Raw genomic sequence first — 21733 nt, forward strand, 5'->3', positions numbered from 1 at the left:
AATTTGGACTATTGACGAGTGCTTCGCTGGAACCGTAAGTTGACGATCGCACAACGTGACGCAGGTCACAGTTGCGGCTCACTTGGCTTCACCCTCCCGAAGGAGCACTGATGCGCAACCGTCCCACCCCTGCCGCGAACCACGAGGTTCCGGCTATCGCACGCAAGCTCGGGCTCAACCGTCGGCAGCTGCTGGCGGCCACAACAGGCATGGCCGCGGCGGGAATCGCCCTCGGCGGTGTCCCTCTCGCCGGATCCGCCGCAGCCGACGCGCTGCTGATCCCGCGGCCGCGGCGCGGAATCATCCTCTACACGGTGCGCGACGCGATCAGTCGCGACCCGGCCACCAGCCCGTACGCCTCGGGGTTCAAGGCGGTCTTCGAGGAGCTGTCGAAGATCGGCTACCGGCAGATCGAGTTCGCGGGCTACAACCAGAACGCCAACGCGCCCGGCGGCAACGTCAACAACGTCGAGGGCGCACACCTGCTGCGGATGTGGCTCGATGACAACGGTCTCGAGGCCGAGGGGAACCACGGGTCGGTTCCCTCCACGATCACCGATGCGTCACTGGCTGCGTTCGACGCGGCGTGCGAGGTCGCGAACATCTTGGGGATGCGGCACATCGGGACCGGAAGCGATCCCACGGGGTCGGCCTACCTTGCCGACTGGCAGGCCGCAGCCGATCGCTGGAACATCCTCGGTGAGCGCGCTGCCCGACACGGGCTCAAGCTCTACACGCACAACCACGACGTCGCGTACAGCTTCCTCCTGGACAGCGGGCCCAACGATGCGCTGGGCCGCCCCACCCGGTCTTCCGGCGTGCGCCGGCTGGAGTGGTTCCTGGCGAACACGGACCCTGCTCACGTGTGGCTGGAGATGGACATCTACTGGGCACATGTCGCCCAGCACAAGCACCGCGCCTACACCGCCCCCGACGGCAGTCTCGTCGAGGACCGCTTCGACCCGCTCGAGGTCGTCAAGTCCGCACCGATGCGCTTCCCGCTGTTCCACGCCAAGGACGGCAAGAAGGACGAGACGCAGGCCAACGGCTATGTGATGGCACCGTTCGGGGAGGGCGACATCGACTACCAGGCCTTCTTCGGTGACATGCCGGCGCGTGGCTACCACAACCCGATGTGGGAGCAGGACACCGCGCCCGGCGGTGCGATGAACCCGGGCCAGTCCCTGGCCCTGGCCAAGCTGAGCTACCAGAACATGGACGAGCTCCGCGGCTGACCGGCCGCCACGCCTCTCTTCGCGAACAGCCGGAGCGCGCCCTCACCGGGTCGCGCTCCGGCCACGGGCGTGCTCGCACGCCCTCCTCCGGCTTCTTTCGCCCTCGCTCTCCAAGGAACCGTCATGCCCAAACACAGCTCAGTCGGTGGGGTACCCCGCCGTCGTGCCCGGCGATCACTCTTCGTGGTGACCTCCGGGCTCGCACTCGCTCTCACCTCCGGGCTCGCACTCGCGACGCCCGCGGCCGCCCACGACGGTGTCGACCATGGCACCGAGCCCGGGGCCGGCCTCGCCCTGGACTGGTCCAACTACGAGAAGGTCACTCTCACCAAGGACACCGGCGAGCCGATCGACATGGCCGTTCTGCCGGACCGGCGCGTGCTCACCACAGCGCGCAACGGCGACATCCGGCTCGTCGACCCCGACGCCGGTACGACCCGCGTGGTCAACACGATCGCGACGTACAACAACTCTGAGGACGGCCTGCAGACGGTCACCCTCGCGCCGGACTTCGAGGAGTCGGGCTGGGTCTACCTCTACTACGCGCCGCGCACCATGACCGGCCCCTACCCGACGACCACGCCGTCCGGCTCGGCGCCCAACGCGCTGCCCGCCGGTCAGACCGAGGCGTACTGGGACCAGTGGAAGGGCTACAACCAGCTCACCCGCGTGAAGTGGGACGAGGCCGCCGACAGGTTGGACCTCGCGACCGAGCAGGTGATCATCAAGGTCGAGGTGCAGCGCGGTCAGTGCTGCCACGTCGCCGGCGACGTCGACTTCGACGACCAGGGCAACCTCTACCTGGCCACGGGTGACAACACCCCGGCAGGAACCCCGGGTGCGAACGGGTTCGCGCCCAACAACGACGCCCCCGGGTTCAACCCCGGCTTCGACTCCCGCCGCGGCGCGGGCAACACGAACGACCTGCGTGGCAAGATCCTGCGGATCGCGGTCCAGGAGGACGGCTCGTACACCATCCCGGAGGGCAACCTCTTCGCCCCCGGCACGGACGGGACGAGACCGGAGATCTTCGCGATGGGTCTGCGCAACCCGTTCCGGATCGATGTCGACGCCGCCACAGGCGCGGTGAGCTGGGGCGACTACGGCCCGGACGCCGGGGCGCCGAACCCGGAGCGTGGCCCGATGGGGTACGTCGAGTGGCAGACGACCGCGATCGACGAGCCGATCAACGGCGGCTGGCCGTACTGCACCGGCGACCAGTTCAACTACAACGAATGGGACTTCGAGACGGCGACACCGGGGGACTTCTTCGACTGCGCCGCTGGTGCGGAGAACAACTCGCGGTGGAACACGGGGCTCTCGACCGTGCCGCCGGCCAAGGCTGCGACCCTCTACTACGGCGACAACAACACCCACCAGCCGTGGCCGGAGCTGACCGACTTCAGCCCTGCCGGCGGCCAAGGGCCCATGGGCGGTCCGGTGTACCACTACGACGCGGACAACCCCTCGCCGACGAAGTTCCCCGAGTACTGGGACGGCAAGGCGTTCTTCGCCGAGTTCTCCCAGGACTACCTGGCGGCGTTCACCGTCGACTGGCCCAGTGGCCCGGTCTCGCACATCGAGCAGTTCCTGCCCAACACCGATCTCGAGACGAACCGGCAGCCGATCACCGACAGCCCGATCGACATCGAGTTCGGGCCGGACGGGTCGCTCTACGTCCTCGACTACGGTGATGGCTTCTTCCGCGCCAACCCGGATGCCGGGCTCTATCGGATCGACTACAGCGTCGGCAACAAGGCACCGCGCGCGGACATCGTCGCCGACCCCATCTCCAGCAGCTCGGCACCGCTGACCGTCGAGTTCGACGGTTCGGGCTCGGTGGACCCGGAAGGCGGTGCGCTCACCTACGAGTGGGACCTGGACGGCGACGGCACCTTCGACGCGACCGGGGCGACCACGTCGCACACCTACGACGAGCTCGGCCGCTACACCGCCCGGCTGCGGGTCACCGACGCCGAGGGGCGTCGCGGCATCACCTCGACCTCGATCAGCGTGGGCAACGTCGCGCCGACGATCGAGGTGGCCACGCCGGCGGAGGGCGGCTTCTTCGACTGGGGTCAGGCGGTGCCGTTCCAGGTGACGACCGACGACGCCGAGGACGGGGACGCGACGGTGTGCTCCCGGGTGACCTGGACGTTCGGCCTCGGGCACGACGTCCACGCCCACCCGCTCAGTCAGGGGACCGGCTGCCAGTTCGCGATCCCGACGCCCGCCGACGCCACCGAGCACGGCGAGACGGAGAACATCTACGGAGTCGTCGTCATCGGCTACACCGACAACGGCGCCAACGGTGTGCCGGCGGCCCGTTCCGAGGTGTCGATGATCCTCAACCCGAAGTCACAGGAGGCCGAGTGGGCCGATGCCTCCGAGGGCGTCGCGATCGCTCCGGACGACACGGCGAGCGGCCTGCGGAAGGTCACCTCGCTCGATGCGGGCGACTGGCTCTCCTGGAAGCCTGTGAACCTCGCCGGCATCACCTCGGCGAAGCTGCGTGCCAGCGGCACCGGCAGCGTGGAGCTGCGATGGGGTTCGGCCGACGCGACGCCGTTCGCCTCGTTCGACGTCGCCAGCGAGGACTGGTCCGAGACGACGTCCGACCTGACCGGAGCACCGTCGGGCAGCGGCGAGCTGTTCGTGACCTCCACCGGCGGCGTCACCCTGGATCGGATCAGGTTCGTCGGTGACGGCTTCGCCGACGTCACGCCTCCGACGGTCTCCGCGACGCTCAACCCGGCACAGCCGACCGGCCAGAACGGCTGGTGGACGGGGAACGTGTCCGTGGCGGTGGCGGCGACCGACAACGGCACCGTCGCCTCACGGCAGCGCTCGACCAACGGCGGTCAGACCTGGGAGAACGCGAACAACCCGCTCACGGTCTCCGCGGAAGGTGTCACGACCGTGCAGTACCGCGCGACCGACAACGGCGGCAACGTCTCCGAGGTCGGGCAGGTCGTGGTGCGGATCGACAAGACCGCTCCGCAGGTCGCGGTCGACGGTGTCACCGACGGCGCCACGGTCGGCAACTCCGGTGATGCATCATGGTCGGCCACCGACGCCACCTCCGGTGTCGGGTCCGTGACCGCGACCCTGGACGGTGCCGCGGTCGCCGGTGACGAGCTCGCCCTGTGGCGACTCTCGCTCGGGTCACACTCCCTCGAGGTCACCGCGACCGACAAGGCGGGACACGCGACGACGAGAACGGTGACGTTCACGACCACCACGTCGCTGACCGAGCTCACCGCCCTGACCGAACGACTCGCCCGCTCCGGCGAAGTCACCCCTGCCGGGGAGAGCGTCCTCGAGAAGCGGCTCAGGCAGGCCGCCAAGCACGCCGAAGCCGGTCGCCTCGCCGCTGCGCGGTCGCAGCTGCAGGAGTACGCCGACCTGGCGGCCAGCTCGCTCTACGTCACCGATGCCGACGCTCGTGCCGCGCTCCAGCGGGACGCCCGGGCGGTGATCAGCCAACTCTGAGGTGACTCTTCCGTGCGGGTCCAAGGGGCATGCCCCTTGGACCCGCACGTCCGCACCGGTGCGGAGGCCAGTCGGTGAGGAAGTCGGCGGNCGGGGCCGACCGGCTCGTAGAGCGCGAGGAACTCGCCGTCGGGGGCGAAGACCGCGGTGAGCCCGTCGACGGCGATCTTCAGCTTCCGGCCGAAGCGGACGTCCTGCGCCTGCTCCTCGGAGAGGTCGTAGGGAGTGAACGCGGCACGGGCGGCTTCTGCCAGCGGCAGCGCGGCGTACTCGTCGCTGAGCTCGTCGAGCGTCTTGGCGACGTCGAGGCCATAGGGTCCGACCGCGGTGCGGCGCAGCATCGTCAGGTGGCCACCGACCCCGAGCTCCGCACCGACGTCGCGGGCGATCGCCCGGATGTAGGTGCCCGAGGAGCAGCGCACGGAGATGTCGACGTCGACCACGTCGCCCTCGCTGCGGACCTCGCCGACGGTGAGCTCGTGCACCGTGACCGGCCGGGCCTTCAGCTCGACCTGCTCCCCGTCGCGTACGCGCTGGTAGGCGCGCTTCCCGTCGACCTTGATCGCCGAGACCGCGGTCGGCACCTGGAGGATGTCGCCGACCTGGGCGGCGAAGGCGCTGCGTACGCGCGCCTCGTCGATGCCCGCGGCCGAGCGCGTCTCGACGACTTCGCCCTCGGCGTCATCCGTGGCCGTCGAGACGCCCAGCCGCACCGTCGCCGAGTAGGACTTCTCGGTCAGCATCAGGTGGCCGAGGAGCCGGGTGGCACGCTCCACCCCCAGAACGAGTACGCCGGTGGCCATCGGATCCAGGGTGCCGGCATGCCCGACCTTGCGGGTGCCGGCCAGCCGCCGAACGCGCGCGACGACGTCGTGGGAGGTGACCCCGGCAGGCTTGTCGACGATGACCAGCCCACCAGCCGAAGCGGAGCCCGAGGAGGTTCGCGGAGCGGGGGCGCTCACTCCTCGTCGTCCTCGTCCCACTCGTCCTCGGCGTCGCGGGGCTTCTTGTAGGGGTCCGGCTCGCCCGCGTAGGTCTCCCCGCGCGCAGCGGCGACCGCGTCGTCCTGTGCCTTGGCGCGCGCGAGCACGTCGTCGAGGTGGCGGGCGGTCTCCGGCAGCGCGTCGTGGATGAACTCCAGCGTCGGCGCGGTGCGGGTGCCGAGCTGCTTGGCGACCTCGGAGCGGATCAGCCCCTTGGCCGACTCCAGTGCGGCGGCCGTGCCGGCCAGCTCGGCCTCCGAGTCGGCGCCCAGCACCGTGTAGAAGATCGTGGCCTGCTGACTGTCGCCGGTGACGCGCACGTCGGTGACGGTGACGAACCCGATCCGCGGATCCTTGATCCGTCGCTCCAGCATCTGCGCCACGATGACCTTGATCCGGTCAGCGATCCGGCGAACCCGTGGGCTACTCATGTTCACACTCTCTCAAATAATCGAAGTAAATCGAGACGTTGGCCGGGCCGCGACTGCGACCCGGCCAACGTCAGAGGCTCATCTTCAGCAGTGCTAACCGCTTCAGCCTCGGGGAATCTCCACCATCTCGAAGGCTTCGATGATGTCGCCTTCCTTGATGTCCTGGAAGTTCTTCAGGACCAGACCGCACTCGAAGCCCTCGCGGACCTCGGAGGCGTCGTCCTTCTCGCGGCGCAGCGAGGCCAGGTCGAGGTTGTCGGCCGCCACGGCGCCGTCGCGCAGGACGCGAACCTTGGCGTTGCGGCGGATGAGGCCCTCGGTGACCATACAACCGGCGATGTTTCCGGCCTTCGACGAGCGGAAGATCGCACGGATCTCCGCCTTGCCGAGGACCTTCTCCTCGTACTCCGGCTTGAGCATGCCCTTGAGGGCCGCCTCGATCTCCTCGATCGCCTGGTAGATGACCGAGTAGTAGCGGATCTCGACACCCTCGCGATCGGCCAGCTCGGTCGCCTTGCCCTGCGGGCGGACGTTGAAGCCGATGATGATCGCGTCGGAGGCAGCAGCCAGGTCGACGTTGGTCTCGGTGATCGCACCGACACCGCGGTCGATGACCCGGATGGAGACCTCGTCGCCACCCACGTCGATCTTGGCCAGTGCGTCCTCGAGCGCCTCGACCGAACCGGACACGTCGCCCTTGAGGATGAGGTTGAGCTCCTGGCTCTCGCCCTTCTCCATGGAGGCCATGAAGTCCTCCAGCGTGCGGCGTACGCGGCGCTTGGCCTGCTGCGCGGCACGCTCGCGTGCCTCGCGCTTCTCGGCGATCTGGCGAGCCATCCGGTCGTCCTCGACGACCAGGAAGCTCTGACCGGCACCCGGCACCGCCGAGAGACCCAGGACCATCGCCGGACGCGACGGGGTCGCCTCGGTGATCTCGTGGCCGTACTCGTCGATCATCGCGCGGACACGGCCGTGGGCCGGGCCGGCGACGATGGACTCACCCACGCGCAGCGTGCCGCGCTGGACCAGGATGGTCGCGACGGGGCCGCGACCGCGGTCGAGGTGGGCCTCGATCACGATGCCCTGCGCGTCCTGGCTGGCGTTGGCCTGCAGGTCGAGCGAGGCGTCGGCGGTCAGCACGACGGCCTCGAGAAGGCCCTCGATGTTGATCCTCGACTTCGCCGAGATCTCGACGAACATCGTGTCGCCGCCGTACTCCTCGGGGATGAGGCCGTACTCGGTCAGCTGGCCACGGACCTTGGTCGGGTCCGCCTCCGGCTTGTCGATCTTGTTGATCGCGACCACGATCGGGACACCGGCCGCCTTGGCGTGGTTGAGCGCCTCGATGGTCTGCGGCATCACACCGTCATCGGCCGCGACCACGAGGATCGCGAGGTCCGAGGACTGCGAACCACGGGCACGCATGGCGGTGAACGCCTCGTGACCCGGGGTGTCGATGAAGGTGATCTTGCGCTCGTTGCCGTCAACCTCGGTCGAGACCTGGTAGGCACCGATGTGCTGGGTGATGCCACCGGCCTCGCCCTCGATGACGTTGGCGTCACGGATGGCGTCGAGCAGCTTGGTCTTACCGTGGTCGACGTGACCCATGACGGTGACGACCGGCGGTCGGACCGTCCAGTCGGACTCGTCGCCCTCGTCGCCGAGCTCGATGTCGAAGGACTCCAGCAGCTCGCGGTCCTCGTCCTCGGGGGAGACGACCTGGACGATGTAGTTGAGCTCCTCACCGAGCAGCTCGAGGGTCTCGTCGTTGACGGACTCGGTCGCGGTGACCATCTCACCGAGGCCGAACAGCATCTGCACCAGCTGAGCCGGGTCGACGTTGATCTTCTCGGCGAAGTCGGTCAGCGAGGCGCCACGGGCGAGACGCACGGTCTCGCCGTTGCCCTTGCGTACGCGGATGCCGCCGATGGTCGGGGCCTCCATGGCCTCGAACTCCTGGCGACGCGCCCGCTTCGACTTCCGGCCACGGCGCGAGGGACCACCCGGGCGACCGAAGGCACCCTGGGTCGTTCCGCGGCCACCGGGACGACCGGCACCGGGGCGACCGCCACCGGGACCGCCGCCGAAGCCGCCGCCACCGGGACGACCGGCACCGCCGCCGCCACCGGGACGACCCGGAGCACCAGCACGACCACCGCCGCCACCGGGACGACCCGGAGCACCAGCACGACCACCGGGACCGCCACCAGGACGGGCACCGAACGCGGCCGGGGACTTCGGCATCATCGCCGGGTTGGGACGCGGCATGCCGGGACGGCCACCTGCCTGGCCACCCTCACGGGCAGCAGCAGGACGCGGCGGACGCTGGTCGCCGCCGGCCGGGGCACCGCCCTGGCCACCTTGACCCTGGCCTCCACCCTGGCCGCCGGGACGCGGACGCCCCATGCCCTGGTTGGAGGAGAACGGGTTGTTGCCCGGGCGCGGAGCGCCGGGCTTGCCGACNGGCGGGGCGGGGTCACCGCCCGCGGCGGTGGCGGTTGCGGCGGCGTACGACGTCCTTCAGGTCGGCGACCGGGCCCAGGTGGCCCAGCTTCTCGGGGTTGGTGACCGAGCGGATCCGCTGGATCTGGCCGTCGAGGATGTCGAGGGTCCAGGTGCCGAGAATGGCGCCGTCGGCGTCGCGCAGGATGGCGCCCGGCTCGCCGTTGAGCTCACGCTGCTCCAGGCGAGCGCCGATGGCGAGCAGCGGCGGCACCGCCGCGATCAGGATGCGCGCGGCCTTCTCCGCACCGAACCGGCCGCCGATGCCACCGGCCACACCACCACCGTCGTTGACGGTCTCCACATCGGCCGCCAGCAGAGCCTGGAGCTGGTCCAGGTCACCGTCGCGCAGCGCCTCGAAGAACCGGCTGGACAGCTCGACGCGCTTGCGCCGGTCGGCCTCGAACCGCGGCTTGCCCTCGTCCATGTGCCGCCGCGCCCGGGAGGCGAGCTGACGGCAGGCGGCCTCCGATCGGTCGACCGCCGCAGCGATGTCGGCGAAGCCGAAGTGGAAGACCTCGCGCAGCACGAAGACCGCCCGCTCCAGCGGGCTGAGCCGCTCGAGCAGCAGCAGCGCTGCCATGGACACCGAGTCGGCCAGCTCCGTCGCGCGCTCCGGGCTGGCGTAGAGGCCCGCATGATCATCGACGTGGGTGTCGGTCGGCAGCGGCTCGGGGAACCATGGACCGACGTACGTCTCCCGCCGCACCCGCGCGGAGCGCAGCACGTCGAGGGAGATCCGGGTGACCACGGTCGACAGGTAGGCCTTGAGCGAGTCGGGTTGCGTCGCGGTCCCCTCCAACCGGATCCAGGTCTCCTGCACGGCGTCCTCCGCCTCGGTCACGCTGCCGAGGATCCGGTAGGCGATCGAGAACAGCAGCGGTCGCAGCTCCTCGAACTCGATCTCGGTCTCAGGTGTCACGGTCGTCCTCCCTCGGGTCAACATCTTCCACCCTTGGGACGAGACGGCGCCCGGGACTGTGACATGTGCCTGTGACATGTGCCTAGGACACGTGCCTACCCGTTGGCGGTCAGGAAGGCGTCCAGGTCCTCGAGGTCGTCGGTGTTGATGTGGTCGACGCCCGCTGCGAGCAGCTCGGACCAGACCGCCTCGCGCGCGGCGCCGTCGGCGTCCGGCGTCGCCCAGAAGCGCACCCGGTAGCCCTGGGCGTGAGCGTGGTCGACGATCTCGTGAAGCTTGCGGCGCTCGGTCTCGGGCATCGGGCCGATGCCCTGCCAGACGAAGACCTTGGTCCAGTTGTCGCTGACCAGCGGCATCAGCGAGGCCGGCATGCCGGAGCGGAGGTCGCCCATCCGGCCGTCGTAGAAGCCGAACCGCTCGGTCGCGCTCCGCATCGTCTCCAGCGGCCGGTCACCGCTGATGACCGCCTCGACCGGACCGTCCTTGACCCTGCCGTTCTCGTAGCGGGTGAAGAGCTCCTCGTAGCCGCCGAGCTCCTTCTCGATCGCCGCGTAGGTCGCCTCGCCGGTGTTCTTGATGTCGATCAGGAGCTGGAAGGTGCCGTCGTAGCCCGGGTAGACGTCGCGCCCCTTGCCGTTGACCAGCTTCTTGAGCGGGGCGAGGTAGAGACCCTCCAGCGTCCGGGCGGGGTCGAGGTCCTCCGCGTCGTGCGCCACCAGGAGCTCGCCGTCGACCAGCCACACGTCGGCCTCGACGCTCGTGAAGCCGTGCTCGAGTGCGTCGAGCAGCGGACGCTCGTGCTCGTAGTCGTTGTGGGCATGCGCCTGCGCGTGCGGCGTACCGAGGTCGGCGGAGGGCCGCGCGGATTCGGTCGTGCTCGCCGTGGCGGCGGTGGGGGAGAGGAATGCCGCCGCGGCGAGCNGACCTCGATGGTGGGAGCGAAAAGTCGCGCGAACATGCGGGTCCTCTCAAAGAGTGTTCATGTGTCCTACGGATTGCGACACTACTCCGCATGGAAGACATCGCGGCCAGGGCACCCCGACACAGCTGGGGGATGGCGAAGGTCGTAGGGGTCTCGATGGAACCGACGCTGCGGGCGGGAGACCGGTTGTGGGTCTCCTACGGACGTACGCCGGAGCCCGGGTGCATGGTCGTCGCTCGGCTCGCCGACGGGGCGGTCGTGGTGAAGCGGGCGGTGGAGCGGCGTACGACCGTCTCCGAGCGCCCGGGGTGGTGGTTGCTCTCGGACAACCCGGCCGCTCCCGGGGTGATCGACTCCCGTCACCGGGGGCCTGTCGCGGACGCCGACGTGATCGGCGTCGTCGTGGCCCGGCTCTGGCCACGCCCACGCATCCTGGGGTGAGTCTCTGGATGAGGGCTCCAGATGAGGGCTTCGTCACCTGTAGGAAACATCAACCGCTTCCTCCGGTAGCCTGTGGGAAACTGCCATCCGGGCATCACATCCCTGTAGATGGCGCCTGGCGCGGCTCCACCCTTCGGCTCGCGTTCGACCGCCCGACGTCCGAGTCCGTAGTTTTCTGGAGGCCCCCAATGACCGAGTCCACCCTGTCCACCGAGACCACCGCCTATGACGGCGACCCGGTGTTCGAGCTTCACCGCGGCGGCAAGATGGCGATCGCGGCGACCGCTTCGGTCTCCGACAAGGCATCGCTGTCGATGGCCTACACCCCCGGTGTCGCCCGGGTCTGCACCGCGATCGCCGAGAACCCGGAGCTGGCCCACACCTACACCTGGGTGCCCAACACCGTCGCGGTCGTCACCGACGGCACCGCGGTGCTCGGTCTCGGTGACATCGGCCCGGCCGCCGCGATGCCGGTGATGGAGGGCAAGGCGGTCCTGTTCAAGGAGTTCGGCGGCGTCGACTCGATCCCGATCTGCCTGGACACCACCGACGTGGACGAGATCGTCGAGACCGTCATCCGGATGGCGCCCAGCTTCGGCGGGATCAACCTCGAGGACATCTCCGCGCCGCGCTGCTTCGAGATCGAGGACCGCCTCAAGGAGGCGCTCGACATCCCGGTCTTCCACGATGACCAGCACGGCACCGCCGTGGTCACGCTGGCCGCGCTGATGAACGCGCTGAAGCTGACCGGCCGCAACCCGGAGTCGACCCGCGTGGTCATCTCGGGTGCCGGCGCCGCCGGCGTCGCGGTCGCCAAGATCCTGCTCGAGTTCGGCATCAAGGATCTCGCCCTGCTCGACCGCAAGGGCGTCATCTCCTCCACCCGATCGGACCTGACCGAGTCGAAGAAGGCGATCGCCGAGGTGACCGCGGACGTCACCGGCCGCTCGGGCTCGCTGGCCGACGCGCTGGCCGGCGCCGACGTCTACGTCGGCGTCTCCGGCGGCACCGTCCCGGAGGAGCTCGTCGCGACCATGGCCCCGCAGGCCATCGTCTTCGCGATGGCCAACCCGAACCCCGAGATCCACCCCGACGTGGCGCACAAGTACGCCAGCATCGTCGCCACCGGGCGCTCGGACTTCCCCAACCAGATCAACAACGTTCTCGCCTTCCCCGGCATCTTCCGGGGTGCGATCGACGTGCACGCCTCCTCGATCACCGAGGGGATGAAGCTCGCCGCCGCGCAGGCGCTGGCCGCTCTGGTCACTGACGAGCTCTCCGCGGACAAGATCATCCCCGAGCCGTTCGACCCCCGCGTCGGCCCCGCCGTCTCCGCTGCGGTCGCCGAGGCCGCTCGGATCGACGGCGTCGCTCGCGCCTGAGCGTTCCTTCAGGAAGGGATGCAGGCGAAGGCACACATCCCCGGCGGAGCTCCGCTGGGGATGTGTCCCGCGATCTGCACACCTTGATCGAGGAACCGCCCAGGTCGGTAGGGTCGGACGCATGTTCGCTGCGTACGCCGAGAAGTTCTCATCCGACGATCCGATCTCCGGCCTCGTGCTGGGGGAGCGGCCCGACCCTGTCGCTCCGGACGGGTGGACGACGGTCACCGTCAAGGCGGCCTCGCTCAACCACCACGACCTGTGGTCGCTGCAGGGCGTCGGCCTCAAGGCCGAGGCGCTGCCGATGATCCTGGGCTGCGACGCGGCCGGCCTCGACGAGGACGGCAACGAGGTCGTGGTGCACTCGGTGATCTCCTCGCCCGACTGGACCGGCGACGAGACCCTCGACCCGAAGCGGTCGCTGCTCTCCGAGCGTCACCAGGGCACCTTCGCCGAGAAGGTCATCGTTCCGCGGCGCAACGTCGTGGCGAAGCCCGCCGGGATGTCGTTCGAGGAGGCGGCCTGCCTGCCCACGGCATGGCTGACGGCCTACCGGATGCTGTTCACCCAGGGCGGGCTCAAGGCCGGCGACTCGGTGCTGGTGCAGGGCGCCGGCGGGGGAGTGGCGACCGCGGCGATCACGCTCGCGCGGGCGGCCGGCCTCAAGGTCTACGCGACCTCGCGTGACGAGGCGAAGCGGAAGCGTGCCCTCGAGCTCGGTGCCCACGCGGCCCTGCCGTCCGGGGAGAGGCTGCCGGTCAAGGTCGACGCGGTGATCGAGACCGTCGGACGCGCGACCTGGAAGCACTCGGTGCGCTCGCTGCGTCCGGGCGGGGCGATCATCATCAGCGGCACCACGTCGGGGGCGAACCTCGACGACGTGCTGCTGACCAACATCTTCTTCCTGCAGCTGAAGGTGATCGGCTCGACGATGGGCACCCGCAACGAGCTGGCCAGCCTGGTCTCGCTGCTCGAGGCCACCGGCACCCGCCCGCTGATCGACCGCACCATGCCGCTGACCGAGGCCAAGGCCGGCTTCGAAGCGATGCAGGCCGGTGATCTCTTCGGGAAGGTCGTCTTCACTCTGTGACACAGCACTCTGTGATGCCGGCAGCGTGACGTAGGTGATGTGACCTACGGAATATCGTTCGACTCTCCCCGGTTCAACAAGGGACCATTGAGTGTCACTGCCGGGGGGCTCGAAAAGTTTCTCGTGGCGTGATGTCGAAATCGGCCCCGCCCGTTCGATCTATGTATAGAGCGGGCGGCAACGGGCCCCTGCGTACGACCCGAGGAACTCGTCATGACTGCTGCCGTCACAACATCGCACCGTCCCGCGGACGGTGAGAAGCGGCGTACGCCTGCCGTCATCACCCTGCTCGTGCTGGCCACCTTCGTGGTGATCCTCAACGAGACGATCATGCTCAACGCGATCCCGAACCTGATGGACAGCTTCGGGGTCACCGAGCATGCCGCTCAGTGGGTCTCGACCGCGTTCATGCTGACCATGGCGTCGGTGATCCCGGTGACCGGCTGGTTCCTGCAGCGGGTGACAACCAGGACGGCGTACGCGACGGCCATGTCTGTCTTCATCGCCGGCACCCTGATCTCGGCGATCGCGCCGGTATTCGGGGTCCTGCTCGCCGGCCGGGTCATCCAGGCCGCCGGCACCGCGGTGATGATGCCGCTGCTGATGACCACGCTGATGACGGTGGTCGACGAGAACGACCGGGGCCGGGTGATGGGCAACGTCACCATGGCGATCTCGGTCGCGCCGGCGCTGGGCCCGACGATCTCCGGGCTGATCCTCGGCTTCGGCTCGTGGCGACTGCTCTTCCTGCTGGTCCTGCCGATCGCCATCGGCGTCGCCTGGTCCGGGCTGCGCCGGCTGGAGAACGTCAACGAGCCCGCGGAGTCGAGCGTCGACTGGGCCTCCGTGGTCATCGCCGCGCTCGGGTTCGGCTCGCTCGTCTACGGGCTGAGCCGGTTCGCCGAGGGTGAGGTCGGGCGTCCGGTCATCATCGCGGCCTTCGGTGCCCTGCTGATCCTCGCGTTCGTGCTCCGTCAGCTCCGGCTGCAGCGGGTCGGATCGCCGCTGCTCGATCTGCGAGCGTTCCTGCACCCCACCTTCACCAAGTCGCTGGTCCTGATGGCGATCGCGTTCCTGGCGATGATGGGCTCGATGATCCTGCTGCCGCTCTACCTGCAGACCGTACGCGGTCTGTCCCCGCTGATGACCGGTCTGCTGGTCATGCCCGGTGGCTTGGCCATGGGTCTGCTCGGCCCGACCGTGGGGCGGATCTTCGACACCTACGGTGGCCGGGTGCTCGTCATCCCGGGCTCCGTCGGCATCGTGGTCGCTCTCGCCGGGCTCTCGCAGATCTCGCTGACCACGCCCTACCTGCTCGTGCTGGTGTTCCACCTGGTCCTGATGGTCAGCCTGGCGGCTGCCTTCACCCCGGTCTTCACACTGGGTCTGGGGTCGCTGCCGTCGCACCTCTACTCCCACGGCTCCTCGATCCTGGGCACGCTCCAGCAGGTCGCGGCCGCGTTCGGCACCGCCCTGGCGGTCACCGTGATGTCCGTACGCAGCGACCAGGTCATCGACGAGGTCGGTGCCGTCGCGGCCCAGGTGAGTGGCCTGCAGGCTGCGTTCATGGTCAGCGCCGCGCTGGCTCTGATCGTGGTCGTGATGGCCGTCCTGCTGCCGGCTCGGGCCGAGGGGTACGGCGAGTCCGACGAGGAGTCTGCTGGGGAGCCGGGTGCCGATATCGATGCCGAGCTCGCCGAGCTGTGCGAGCACGGGCGCGAGCCTGCTGTGTGCGGCTGCTGAGCCGTACTCCTACGACTCCGAGCGCCACTGATAGACGCCGATCAGCAGCATCCTCAGCTGGGTGCGCACGGTGGCGACGATCTGCTCCTCCTGCTCGGGGCGGGTGGTGGAGAGGATCTGCTCGGCGGTCGCGACGAGGACGGTCACGAACAGCGACGAGAGCACGTGCAGGTCCTTGGCCGTCCAGGTGTCGGTGCCGGTCATCAGCGCCAGATCGGTGGCGAGCTCGCGCTCGCAGAGCTCGATCTCACGTCGAATGGCATCGCGCACCGAACGCGGCCCGGCGACACGCTCGCGGGCGATGAAGCCGAAGTGGTCGCGGCGCCGGTGGACGTGGTCGACGAGGGCGTCGATGGAGCCGTCGACAACATCTTTGTCGGCCCGGGCGTTGCGGCGTACGTCTCGGAAGAGGTCGCGCAGCGAGTCGAAGGACTCCTCGACCAGCGCCAGCCCGAGCGACTCGATCGAGTCGAAGTGGCGGTAGAACGCGGTCGGCACGATGCCGACCTGCTTGGCGACCTGGCGTAGCGAGAGAGCCGTCAGCGAGCTGTCGGTGCACAGCTCCAGCGTCGCGTCCAGGATCGCTCGCCGGGTCCGGAGCTTGCGCTCCGCACGGCTCTCCGGCTCCGCACCCGTATCGATCACCAGACCATCCTAGGGGCAGCGGCCGATGGATCGTCAGGTGCACACCTGTACACCGTGATCTGGACCACGTCCGTGGCGTCTTGACGCGTGCTGTGATGACCCGCCATGGTTGTCGGTGTACAGATGTTCACTGAAAGGCGAAACACATGGCACTCGACCTCGGCGGCCGGATCCTCCGCTCCCGCACGGTTGCGGCGCTCGCCTCACCGCACGGCATCGACCGCTACCTGACCCAGATCAACCCGATGCTGGCCGCGCACGAGGTGCGCGCCCGCATCACCGACATCCACCCGGAGGTGAGCGCGCCCGGCGCGCCCCGGGTGGCGACCGTGACGCTCCAGCCAACCTCGACCTGGCGCGGCCACCGCGCCGGCCAGCATGTCAGCGTCGGCATCGACACGGGGGAGGGGCGGCGCACCACTCGCGTCTTCACCGTCTCCAACACCGAGGGGAAGCCGGGTGAGCCGCTCACCATCACGGTGCGTGCCCACGACGACGAGCACGCGACCCCCTACAGCATCTCCAAGTACCTGACCGAGCGGGCCACCGTCGGCACCCTGGTCCACCTGTCCCAGGCCGAGGGCGACTTCGTCCTCCCCGACCGCGTGCCCGAGCACATCCTTCTCATCTCCGGGGGCTCCGGCATCACCCCGGTGATGTCGATGCTGCGCTCCCTGCAGCGGCGTACGCACCGGGGCAAGGTCACCTTCCTGCACTGGGCGCCCAGCGCCGACCGCCAGATCTTCGCCGACGAGCTCGAAGAGATCCGTCACCAGGGCCACGGCGTCGACCTGCACATCCTCCACACCGCCGACGGGGCGCCCTACCTCTCCCCGGCGCTGCTGGAGAAGCTCGTCCCGGGCTACCGCGAGGTGCCGGCCTGGGCCTGTGGGCCGGCGTCGCTCATCGAGGCGGCTCAGGCGGCGTACGAAGGGACCGAGTCGCTCCGGGTCGAGTACTTCAAGCCGCCCAAGAACGCCGGCGTGGCCGGTGGCGAGATGGAGTTCGCGCGCACCGGCAAGACCGTCGCCAACGACGGCGCCACGATCCTCGACCAGGCAGAGGCCGCGGGGCTGACCCCCGAGTCCGGCTGCCGGATGGGGATCTGCTTCTCCTGCACGACCAACAAGAGCTCCGGACGGGTCCGCAACGTCCTGACCGGCGAGACCTCCGAGCTCCCCGACGAACAGATCCGGATCTGCGTGAGCACGCCCGAGGGCGACTGCTCCGTGGACCTCTGACGATTCCTTCAAGGAGACACCCCCATGACCACTGTTGAGAAGACCGGTAACCGCCGGCTGAGCCCCGAGGAGCTGGAGGCGTTCGGCGCCGAGATGGACGCCATCCGCCAGCGGATCGTCGCCGACCTGGGCGAGAAGGACTCGGCGTACATCTACGACATCGTCAAGAAGCAGCGCGCCTTCGAGCTCGCCGGCCGCGCGCTCTTCTACCTGCCCGTCATCGGGTGGGTCCCGGCCGTCGCCTGTCTGTCGATCTCCAAGATCCTCGACAACATGGAGATCGGGCACAACGTCATGCACGGCCAGTACGACTGGATGGGCGACCCCGACCTCAACTCGCGCATGTTCGACTGGGACACCATGGCGCCGGCCGACAACTGGAAGTACGGCCACAACTACATGCACCACACGTTCACGAACATCCTGGGCAAGGACCGCGACGTGGGCTACGGCATCCTCCGGATGGACGAGGACCAGGAGTGGCACCCGTACTACCTCGGCAACCCGCTCTACGCGTTCCTGCTGATGACGTTCTTCGAGTGGGGCGTGGCGCTGCACGACCTCGAGGTCGACGAGCTCGTCGCCGGTCGCCGGACCTGGGCCGAGAACAAGGAGATCGGCGCCCGGATCTGGCGCAAGGTGAAGAAGCAGACGCTCAAGGACTACGTCCTCTTCCCGCTGCTCACCGGTCCGTTGGCACCGCTCACCTTCGCGGGGAACTTCACCGCCAACATCATCCGCAACGTGTGGACGTTCAACATCATCTTCTGCGGCCACTTCCCGGCCGGCGTCGCCTCCTTCTCGCAGGAGGAGTGCGAGGACGAGACCCAGGGTCACTGGTACTACCGCCAGCTCCTCGGCTCCGCGAACATCACCGGCGGGCGCACCTTCCACATCATGTCCGGGAACCTGTCCCACCAGATCGAGCACCACCTCTTCCCCGACCTCCCGGCGCGTCGCTACCCGGAGATCGCCGAAGAGGTCCGTGAGATCTGCGAGCGCTACGGCCTCGCCTACAACACCGGCCCGCTGCACCAGCAGCTGTGGGGCGTCTTCAAGAAGATCTGCAAGTACGCCCTCCCCGACCGTAGGAAGCCGGCTTCTGCCCCGGTCGAGAGCGTTCCCGCCTTGGAGGGGGTCGCGGCATGACGCCTGACCAGCCACAATGGGTTGTCATGGAGCCCGAGCTGAGCAAGAACGAGATCCGCAAGGATGTCGCGCAGAGCGCCGTCGAGGTCACCGCGACCACCGTCGGCCAGGTCACCATGATCATCACAGGGGCCGTACGCGACGTGGCCGGTGCCATCGGTGGCCTCGCCACCGAGCTCTTCGAGCTCCGTGCCGCCGCCAAGCGTGCCGAGAAAGACCTCGCCGAATAGGTAGTTCTGCCGGCCGAGACGTCACTTAGGCAGGCCGAGACGTCAATTACGCAGATCGAGTCGTCACTCAGGTGACGACTCGATCTGCATTTGTGACCTCTCGGCCGACCGGAGTGACGCCTCGGCTGGGGGTCAGTCCTCGGGGTCGTCGAGGCGGGCCAGCCAGGTGGCGAGGCGCTCGATGGCGGTCTCGTGCTCGGGGTGTACGTCGACGAAGGCCTGGAGCTGCTCGGCCAGCCAGGCGAGGGTGACCTCCTCGTCGCCCCGACGGGTGACGAGCTCCTCGATGCCGCGGTCGGTGAAGTACATGGCGTCAGTCTTTCATTCTGCGTTCAGCGGTGCGTCGGAGGCCGGGCCTCCGGAGAGGCCGCGTACGACCATGCCGAGGGTGGCGTTGATGAGCCGATCGCGCTCGGGGTCGGGGCAGGTGCGGTAGGGCCCGTCGATGAGCAGGACCGCGAGGCCGTGGACGGCGGACCAGGCAGCCGTCTCGGCGTCGGGGCGCAGTTCCGGAGCCAGCCAGCCAGCCGCGACGAGGTCGTCGAGGGCCGTGGTGAGGAAGGCGTAGGGCGGGGCTTCGGCGAGGATCGCGGACATCTCCCCGGGCGGGTGTGGGTCGCCGTCGTGGGGGCGGAGGAAGGCGGTGCGGAAGAGGCCGGGCTGAGCGAGTGCGAAGCGGATGTAGCCGCGCCCGGCCGCCGCGAGGCGTTGCACCGCAGCCTCGGCGGGATGCGGAGTCGGCTTCTCGGCGGCCAGGAGGTCGAGGATCGTCGCGGCCAGACGGTCCATCGCCTCGTGCTTGGCCGCGTGAAGCAGGTCCGACTGGTTGGCGAAGTGGCGGTAGGTGGCGGTCGGGGTGACCCCCACCGCGCGGGCCGCCGCGCGGATCGTCACCGCGTCCGGGCCGCCCTGCTCGGCAAGCGTCGCTGCCGCATCGACCAGCGCGTTCCGGAGGTCGCCGTGGTGGTAAGGCCGGGCGCCCTCGCCCGAGATCTCTGAAGAGTTCACGGAATTCATGTTGACACCTGCCCACATCAAAGGGAAAGTTAACACCTGCAAAGTTTACGCCTGCCCACATTCATTCTGGAGGAATCGTGTTCCACCGACTCGGCACCCTCGTGGTGCGAAATCCGCGCCGGGTCCTGGTGATCGGCCTGGTCGCCCTCCTCGGCGCGATCTATCTGGCCACCTCGGCCTTCGGCAAGCTCGACGACGCCGGCTTCGACGACCCCGCCTCGGAGAGCAGCCGCGCGGCCACCGCGCTGGAGGAGGGCTTCGGCAACGGGGCCGGCTTCCTCCTGACCGTCAGCGCCGCCGACGGCGCGGTGACCGAGGGCACCGCCGCGAAGGACGCTCAGGCGCTCGTCGACCGCCTCCGAGCCGACGACGTCCTGACCGACGTCGTCTCCTACCTCGACGCCCCCGGTCCCGGCATGATCTCGGACGACGGCACCCACGGACTGATCTCCGTCGGCGCGAAGAACCCGGACACGGTCGACGCCGCCGCGGTGATCGACCGCTACACCGACGAGACCGCGGCCGACGGTGCCACGACGGTCCACGTCGGCGGCCAGCTCGCGACCTTCGAGGAGGTCGGCAGCCAGATCGGCGCCGACCTCGCCCTTGCCGAGGCGATCGCGATCCCGCTGATGATCGCGCTGCTGGTCCTCGCCTTCGGCAACGTCGTCGCCGCTGTCGTCACGATCGGAGTCGGCGGGTTCGCCATCGCCGGCACCTTCGCCGAGCTCTCGGTGCTCGGCAACTTCACCGACGTCTCCATCTACGCCCTCAACCTGACGACCGGCCTCGGGCTCGGCCTCGCCGTGGACTACGGCCTGCTGATGGTCGCGAGGGTCCGCGAGGAGCGGGCCGCCGGAGCGGAGCACGCCGACGCCGTCGTGCGCGCCGTGGAGACCGCCGGTCGGACGATCGTCTTCAGCGCCACCACCGTCGCGGTCTCACTGGCCTCGCTGCTCGTCTTCCCGCTCTACTTCCTGCGCTCCTCGGCGTACGCCGGCATCGGGGTCATGGTGATCACCGCGGTGGTCGCGGTGGTGCTGCTCCCCGCCACGATCACCCTCCTGGGCGACCGGATCGACGCCCTCCGTGTCCCGGGCGTACGCGGTCTCCGCGGTGGCGCCGCCCCGTTCTGGACCCGGCTGGCCGGCTTCGTCACCAGGCGGCCGTGGGTCGCGCTCCCCGTCGTGGCGGTCCTGCTCGCGATGGCCGCGCCGCTGGCCGGCATCGAGTTCGGCACCCCCGACGACCGCGTCCTCCCAGCATCGGCGGGGAGCCGCCAGGCCGGCGACCTGCTGCGCGAGGAGTTCGACGGCGACGGCACCAGCCCGATCCGCGTCGTGACCACCTCGACCGTCGAAGACGAGAGCCTGGCGACGTACGCCGCGGACCTCTCCCGGGTCGACGACGTCGACCGCGTCGACACCCGCGTCGGGACGTACGTCGACGGCACCCTTGTCTCGAAGACACCGGTACTCCCGCCCGGCGACGGCGCGGACGAGCTCGCCGTCGTCAACCAGCTCGACCGCCAGTCCGAGGAGGCGCGTGACCTGGTCCGTGACGTTCGCGCCGTTCCGTCACCAGCCGGGACCGACGCGCTCGTCGGTGGCGGCGCCGCGGAGCTGCTGGACTCCCTCGACGCGATCGGCGCCAAGCTCCCGTACGCCGTCGGCGGGCTCGCGATCGCGATGGTGGTGATCCTGTTCCTGTTCACCGGCAGCCTGGTGCAGCCGCTCCGGGCGCTGGTGCTCAACGTCATCGGTCTCGGCGCGACGGTCGGGACGACCGTGTTGATCTTCCAGGAGGGATTCGGTGCCGATCTGCTCGGCTTCACCGCGATGCCGTTGAACGTCTCGATGGTCGTCCTGCTGCTGGTGATCGCGTTCGGGCTGTCGATGGACTACGAGGTCTTCGTGCTCGGCCGGATCACCGAGATGCGCCGGCGCGGTCTCGGCAACGTCGAGGCGGTCGTGCAGGGGCTGGCCCACACCGGCCGGATCGTCACCACGGCCGCCGCCCTGATCGCGACCAGCTTCTTCGCGTTCATGGTCAGCGACATCAGCTTCATGAAGTTCTTCGGCCTCGGGGTCGGGCTGGCGATCCTCATCGACGCGGTCCTGATCCGCGGCATCCTCCTCCCGGCAGCCATGCGGATGCTCGGGGAGGCGGCCTGGTGGGCGCCGCGACCGCTGCGGCGCCTGCACCGCAAGGTCGGGCTCAGCGAGGAGCCGGTCCCGGTCCCCGTCTGACCAAAACCACGCCGAGTCGGCGCGTTAGAACGCGCCGACTCGGCATTGGGTTCGATCCG

18 protein-coding genes are annotated in these 21733 nt (G+C 69.2%); 10 read left to right on the forward strand and 8 right to left on the reverse strand.

Annotated elements, in window-relative coordinates; all coding sequences use genetic code 11:
- Nucleotides 1-110 precede the first annotated feature (110 nt).
- Complete coding sequence (locus ACFX43_RS17890; protein WP_378831076.1) at nt 111-1235, forward strand: sugar phosphate isomerase/epimerase family protein; 1125 nt, start codon at nt 111-113, stop codon at nt 1233-1235.
- Between the two features lie 186 nt (nt 1236-1421).
- Nucleotides 1422-4727, forward strand: coding sequence for a PQQ-dependent sugar dehydrogenase (locus ACFX43_RS17895; RefSeq protein WP_378831083.1), 3306 nt, complete (start codon nt 1422-1424; stop codon nt 4725-4727).
- Here the strand turns inward: ACFX43_RS17895 and truB are convergent.
- The 5 genes from truB to ACFX43_RS17920 all read right to left on the reverse strand — a co-directional run bounded on the left by truB (nt 4658) and on the right by ACFX43_RS17920 (nt 10308).
- On the reverse strand, nt 4658-5689 hold the full coding sequence (gene truB, locus ACFX43_RS17900) for a tRNA pseudouridine(55) synthase TruB (protein WP_378831089.1): 1032 nt from the start codon (nt 5687-5689) through the stop codon (nt 4658-4660). The genes ACFX43_RS17895 and truB overlap by 70 nt on opposite strands.
- Nucleotides 5686-6141 carry a 30S ribosome-binding factor RbfA gene (gene rbfA / locus ACFX43_RS17905; protein WP_378831094.1) on the reverse strand — a complete coding sequence of 152 codons (456 nt, stop codon included), beginning with the start codon at nt 6139-6141 and terminating at the stop codon, nt 5686-5688. The genes truB and rbfA overlap by 4 nt, the downstream gene beginning before the upstream one ends.
- Nucleotides 6142-6243: 102 nt before the next feature.
- Nucleotides 6244-8547 carry a translation initiation factor IF-2 gene (infB, locus tag ACFX43_RS17910; RefSeq protein ID WP_378831101.1) on the reverse strand — a complete coding sequence of 768 codons (2304 nt, stop codon included), beginning with the start codon at nt 8545-8547 and terminating at the stop codon, nt 6244-6246.
- A gap of 70 nt (nt 8548-8617) precedes the next feature.
- Nucleotides 8618-9565, reverse strand: coding sequence for an RNA polymerase sigma-70 factor (locus tag ACFX43_RS17915; RefSeq protein ID WP_378831106.1), 948 nt, complete (start codon nt 9563-9565; stop codon nt 8618-8620).
- 95 nt (nt 9566-9660) lie between these two features.
- A complete protein-coding gene (locus ACFX43_RS17920; protein ID WP_378831111.1) occupies nt 9661-10308 on the reverse strand; it encodes a hypothetical protein in 648 nt (215 codons plus the stop codon).
- A 269-nt stretch (nt 10309-10577) separates the two neighbouring features.
- Here ACFX43_RS17920 and ACFX43_RS17925 point away from each other — a divergent pair, with 269 nt between their 5' ends.
- The 4 genes from ACFX43_RS17925 (at nt 10578) to ACFX43_RS17940 (ending at nt 15143) form a co-directional block, all read left to right on the forward strand.
- Nucleotides 10578-10928 (forward strand): S24 family peptidase, encoded by a 351-nt coding sequence (locus tag ACFX43_RS17925; RefSeq protein WP_378831118.1) that lies wholly within the window; start codon nt 10578-10580, stop codon nt 10926-10928.
- A 188-nt stretch (nt 10929-11116) separates the two neighbouring features.
- The gene (locus tag ACFX43_RS17930; RefSeq protein WP_378831123.1) at nt 11117-12310 is read left to right on the forward strand and encodes an NADP-dependent malic enzyme; all 1194 of its coding nucleotides are present in this window, start codon (nt 11117-11119) and stop codon (nt 12308-12310) included.
- 121 nt (nt 12311-12431) lie between these two features.
- Entirely contained in the window at nt 12432-13400 is a 969-nt protein-coding gene (locus ACFX43_RS17935) for a zinc-binding dehydrogenase (RefSeq protein ID WP_378831126.1), read from the forward strand.
- 213 nt (nt 13401-13613) lie between these two features.
- On the forward strand, nt 13614-15143 hold the full coding sequence (locus ACFX43_RS17940) for an MDR family MFS transporter (RefSeq protein ID WP_378831137.1): 1530 nt from the start codon (nt 13614-13616) through the stop codon (nt 15141-15143).
- Nucleotides 15144-15152: 9 nt separating this feature from the next.
- Here the strand turns inward: ACFX43_RS17940 and ACFX43_RS17945 are convergent, their stop codons facing one another.
- Nucleotides 15153-15788, reverse strand: coding sequence for a TetR family transcriptional regulator (locus ACFX43_RS17945; RefSeq protein ID WP_378831141.1), 636 nt, complete (start codon nt 15786-15788; stop codon nt 15153-15155).
- Nucleotides 15789-15934: 146 nt separating this feature from the next.
- Here ACFX43_RS17945 and ACFX43_RS17950 point away from each other — a divergent pair, with 146 nt between their 5' ends.
- The 3 genes from ACFX43_RS17950 to ACFX43_RS17960 are packed head-to-tail and all read left to right on the forward strand — an operon-like array spanning nt 15935 to nt 18408.
- Complete coding sequence (locus ACFX43_RS17950) at nt 15935-17029, forward strand: flavin reductase family protein (RefSeq protein ID WP_378831145.1); 1095 nt, start codon at nt 15935-15937, stop codon at nt 17027-17029.
- A 24-nt stretch (nt 17030-17053) separates the two neighbouring features.
- Complete coding sequence (locus ACFX43_RS17955; protein ID WP_378831150.1) at nt 17054-18178, forward strand: fatty acid desaturase family protein; 1125 nt, start codon at nt 17054-17056, stop codon at nt 18176-18178.
- Between the two features lie 26 nt (nt 18179-18204).
- Complete coding sequence (locus tag ACFX43_RS17960; protein WP_350659651.1) at nt 18205-18408, forward strand: hypothetical protein; 204 nt, start codon at nt 18205-18207, stop codon at nt 18406-18408.
- A gap of 132 nt (nt 18409-18540) precedes the next feature.
- Here the strand turns inward: ACFX43_RS17960 and ACFX43_RS17965 are convergent, their stop codons facing one another.
- Together ACFX43_RS17965 and ACFX43_RS17970 are read right to left on the reverse strand one after the other, a co-directional pair.
- Nucleotides 18541-18717, reverse strand: a complete 177-nt coding sequence (locus tag ACFX43_RS17965; RefSeq protein ID WP_008362094.1) for a DUF6104 family protein — start codon at nt 18715-18717, stop codon at nt 18541-18543.
- A gap of 12 nt (nt 18718-18729) precedes the next feature.
- Nucleotides 18730-19416, reverse strand: coding sequence for a TetR/AcrR family transcriptional regulator (locus ACFX43_RS17970; RefSeq protein ID WP_378831160.1), 687 nt, complete (start codon nt 19414-19416; stop codon nt 18730-18732).
- 86 nt (nt 19417-19502) lie between these two features.
- Here ACFX43_RS17970 and ACFX43_RS17975 point away from each other — a divergent pair, with 86 nt between their 5' ends.
- On the forward strand, nt 19503-21674 hold the full coding sequence (locus ACFX43_RS17975; protein ID WP_378831165.1) for an MMPL family transporter: 2172 nt from the start codon (nt 19503-19505) through the stop codon (nt 21672-21674).
- Nucleotides 21675-21733: the final 59 nt, after the last annotated feature.

It is taken from the genome of Nocardioides sp. YIM B13467, assembly GCF_042788075.1.
Classification (GTDB): Bacteria; Actinomycetota; Actinomycetes; order Propionibacteriales; family Nocardioidaceae; genus Nocardioides.

Excerpts from the sequence above, each read along its gene's own strand:
- ACFX43_RS17925 (WP_378831118.1), top strand. The coding sequence starts at position 10,578 with ATGGAAGACATCGCGGCCAGGGCACCCCGACACAGCTGGGGGATGGCG.
- ACFX43_RS17955 (WP_378831150.1), top strand. The coding sequence starts at position 17,054 with ATGACCACTGTTGAGAAGACCGGTAACCGCCGGCTGAGCCCCGAGGAG.
- ACFX43_RS17935 (WP_378831126.1), top strand. The coding sequence starts at position 12,432 with ATGTTCGCTGCGTACGCCGAGAAGTTCTCATCCGACGATCCGATCTCC.
- ACFX43_RS17930 (WP_378831123.1), top strand. The coding sequence starts at position 11,117 with ATGACCGAGTCCACCCTGTCCACCGAGACCACCGCCTATGACGGCGAC.
- ACFX43_RS17950 (WP_378831145.1), top strand. The coding sequence starts at position 15,935 with ATGGCACTCGACCTCGGCGGCCGGATCCTCCGCTCCCGCACGGTTGCG.
- ACFX43_RS17890 (WP_378831076.1), top strand. The coding sequence starts at position 111 with ATGCGCAACCGTCCCACCCCTGCCGCGAACCACGAGGTTCCGGCTATC.
- rbfA (WP_378831094.1), bottom strand. The coding sequence starts at position 6,141 with ATGAGTAGCCCACGGGTTCGCCGGATCGCTGACCGGATCAAGGTCATC.
- ACFX43_RS17965 (WP_008362094.1), bottom strand. The coding sequence starts at position 18,717 with ATGTACTTCACCGACCGCGGCATCGAGGAGCTCGTCACCCGTCGGGGC.
- infB (WP_378831101.1), bottom strand. The coding sequence starts at position 8,547 with ATGGGGCGTCCGCGTCCCGGCGGCCAGGGTGGAGGCCAGGGTCAAGGT.
- ACFX43_RS17940 (WP_378831137.1), top strand. The coding sequence starts at position 13,614 with ATGACTGCTGCCGTCACAACATCGCACCGTCCCGCGGACGGTGAGAAG.
- ACFX43_RS17960 (WP_350659651.1), top strand. The coding sequence starts at position 18,205 with ATGGAGCCCGAGCTGAGCAAGAACGAGATCCGCAAGGATGTCGCGCAG.